General features: G+C 63.4%; 2 protein-coding genes. Both read right to left on the bottom strand.

Annotated elements, in window-relative coordinates:
- Positions 1–1,355, bottom strand: a 1,355-nt coding sequence (gene pstA, locus C5F46_RS15900) for a phosphate ABC transporter permease PstA (RefSeq protein ID WP_107326274.1), incomplete at its 3' end; no start/stop codon positions are given.
- The gene (gene pstC, locus C5F46_RS15895; protein ID WP_107326273.1) at positions 1,352–2,812 is read right to left on the bottom strand and encodes a phosphate ABC transporter permease subunit PstC; all 1,461 of its coding nucleotides are present in this window, start codon (positions 2,810–2,812) and stop codon (positions 1,352–1,354) included. The genes pstC and pstA, both read right to left, overlap by 4 nt.
- Positions 2,813–2,827 lie beyond the last annotated feature (15 nt).

Raw genomic sequence — 2,827 nt, 5'->3', positions numbered from 1 at the left:
TACCAGCGACGCTCGAACCGGCGACGCAGAATGATGGCAACCGCGTTCATCACCAGCAGGAAGGCCAGCAAGACGATGATCGCACCGGAAGCGCGTTCCACAAAGCCCGGGTCGCCGCGCTGGGTCCAGTTGTAGACCTGCACCGGCAGCGCCGCGGCGGGGTCCAACAGACCGCCCGGCAGACCATCGGGATAATCGCGCACAAAGGCCACCATGCCGATCAGCAGCAGCGGCGCGGTTTCGCCCAGCGCCTGCGCCAGACCGATGATCATGCCGGTCAGGATGCCGGGCGCGGCCAGCGGCAGCACATGGTGGAACACCGATTGCAGCTTGGAGGCGCCAACCCCCAGCGCTGCGTCGCGGATCGAAGGTGGCACCGCCTTCAGGGCGGCGCGCGCGGGAATGATGATCCGCGGCAGCGTCATCAGCGTGAGCACCAGCCCGCCGACGATTGGCGCCGATTGCGGCAGGCCCGCAAAGTTGATGAACACCGCAAGGCCAAGGATGCCAAACACGATCGAGGGCACTGCGGCAAGGTTCGAGATGTTCACCTCGATCAGGTCGGTCCAGCGGTTCTTGGGCGCGAACTCTTCCAGATAGATCGAGGCAGCCACGCCGATCGGCAGCGACAGCACCAGCACGACCAACATCATGTAGAACGACCCCAGGATGGCAACGCCCAGACCCGCGGCCTCGGGCCGCTGATCCGAGGCGTCGGGGGCGGTGATGAAGCTGGTGTTGAACCGCTGCGCGATCAGCCCAGCGGCTTTCAGGTCATCGGCCAGCCGCAGCTGCCCAGGGCTGATATTGGAATCGAGCGCAGCCGAGGCCTTCGAGACGCGACCCTTGTAGTAGCCATCGACGCGGCCATTCGCCAGCACCTCATAGTCGATGGTCTGGCCCACCAGATCGGGGTTGGCCAGCACATGGTTGCGCAACTGCGCCGCTGCCTCCTGCGAGATCAGGCCGCCGATTTCCTTCTTGGTCAGCCCCTCGGTCGATATGCCCTGCGCGGCAATCGCCTTTTCCAGCGCAGCGGTCAGGACTGCGGCATAGCCGACGGTGGTGACCTTTTTCATCGTCTCAAGGTCGCGAGTGCCGGATTTGTCCAGCTTGGCCTCGGTCAATTCGACCGGCATGGTCAGAAAGGTCTGGCGGAAGGCCGAAGCCCCGGCGCCGAAGATCGAGATCAACAACATGGCCAGCGCCAGCAGCGAGATCACCACAGCGACCAGACCATAGATGCGAAACCGCACCTCGGCAGCATTGCGCCGCTTGGTGCGGGCATCTGCGGCCATCAGCGAGCCGTGGCGCGCACCGGGAGCGGCTGTGGGAAAGCCGGTGAGATCGGTCATTCGTATTGCTCCCGGTATTTGCGCACGATGTAGAGCGCGACAACATTCAGCCCCAGCGTGATGACGAACAGCGAAAGGCCCAGCGCAAAGGCGACCAGCGTTTCAGGGCTGGCAAATTCGGTGTCGCCGGTCAGCTGGCTGACGATTTTGACGGTGACGGTGGTCATCGCCTCGAACGGGTTGAGGTCCAGCTTGGCTGCGGCACCTGCCCCCATGACCACGATCATGGTTTCGCCGATGGCGCGGCTTGCAGCCAGCAGGATCGCCCCCACAACGCCCGGCAGGGCGGCAGGCAGAACCACCTCGCGGATGGTTTCCGACGGCGTCGCGCCCAACCCCAGAGAGCCGTCGCGCAGCGATTGCGGCACCGCGTTGATGATATCGTCCGACAGCGACGACACGAAGGGGATGATCATGATCCCCATCACCAGACCCGCCGTCATCACCGAAGACGAGCTGGTGCCCAGCCCCATCGGCTGTGCGAAGTAATCGCGCAGCAAGGGGCCCACGGTGATCAGCGCAAACAGGCCGTAGACGATGGTCGGAATACCCGCGAGAATTTCGATCAGCGGCTTGGCCACGGTGCGCATTCGCTTGGAGGCATATTCTGACAGATAGATCGCAGCCAGCAGGCCGATCGGCACCGCCACCAGCAGCGCGATGAACGACACATACAGTGTGCCCCAGATCAGTGGAATGATGCCAAGATCAGACCCGCCGCGGAACTGCGGGTTCCAGGTCAGGCTGAAGAAGAAATCCTTTGCAGGATACATCTCAAAGAAGTGCCACGTCTCGAACAGCAGGGAAAAGACGATGCCAAAGGTTGTCAGCACCGCGACCAGCGATGCCGCGATCAGCAATGCGATGACAAAGCTTTCGACGACATTGCGCGCCCGGAAGGCCGGGTTGATGCGGCTGATCGCAAAGCCGAAACCCGCGATCGACACGGCAAGAACCGCCAGCAGCATGGCCGTATTGCCGGTGCCGGTCATCGAACGGTATTGCTTGGCCGCCTCGAACACACCGGGCCGGACGTCGGTGCCCAGCGCCACCCCGACCTCGGCCAGACGCGACCGCACGTTGGTAAAATCGGAACGCATCGCGGTCAGGTCGGCCTCGGACAGATTACCCTTGGCCAAGACCTGATCCAGCCCCTCAGCCACGCGGCGCACATCGGACATGACCAACGACACCGAGCCGCCCTGGGGCACATCAGCCGGGGCGATCAGCGCGGAAACTTGGTTTTCAATCACAATGGGCTGAACCAGCATCCAGCCCATCAACAGCACCAGCGCCGGAACACCGGCAAATAGCGCGACCGACTGGCCGTAATAGCCCGGCAGCGAATGCAGTCTGCGGATGTCGCCCTGGGAGGCCGCAACAGCGCGCTGGCGTCCGATGACATAGCCGAGTGCCGCCAAAGCAAGCACGATCAGGGAAAGGAGGCCAACGCTCATGAGATGTTCCGATCC

It is taken from the genome of Phaeovulum veldkampii DSM 11550, from assembly GCF_003034995.1.
Classification (GTDB): Bacteria; Pseudomonadota; Alphaproteobacteria; order Rhodobacterales; family Rhodobacteraceae; genus Phaeovulum; species Phaeovulum veldkampii.
Note: the sequence above shows the minus strand (reverse complement) of the source record. Positions and strands in the feature narration are given on the sequence as shown.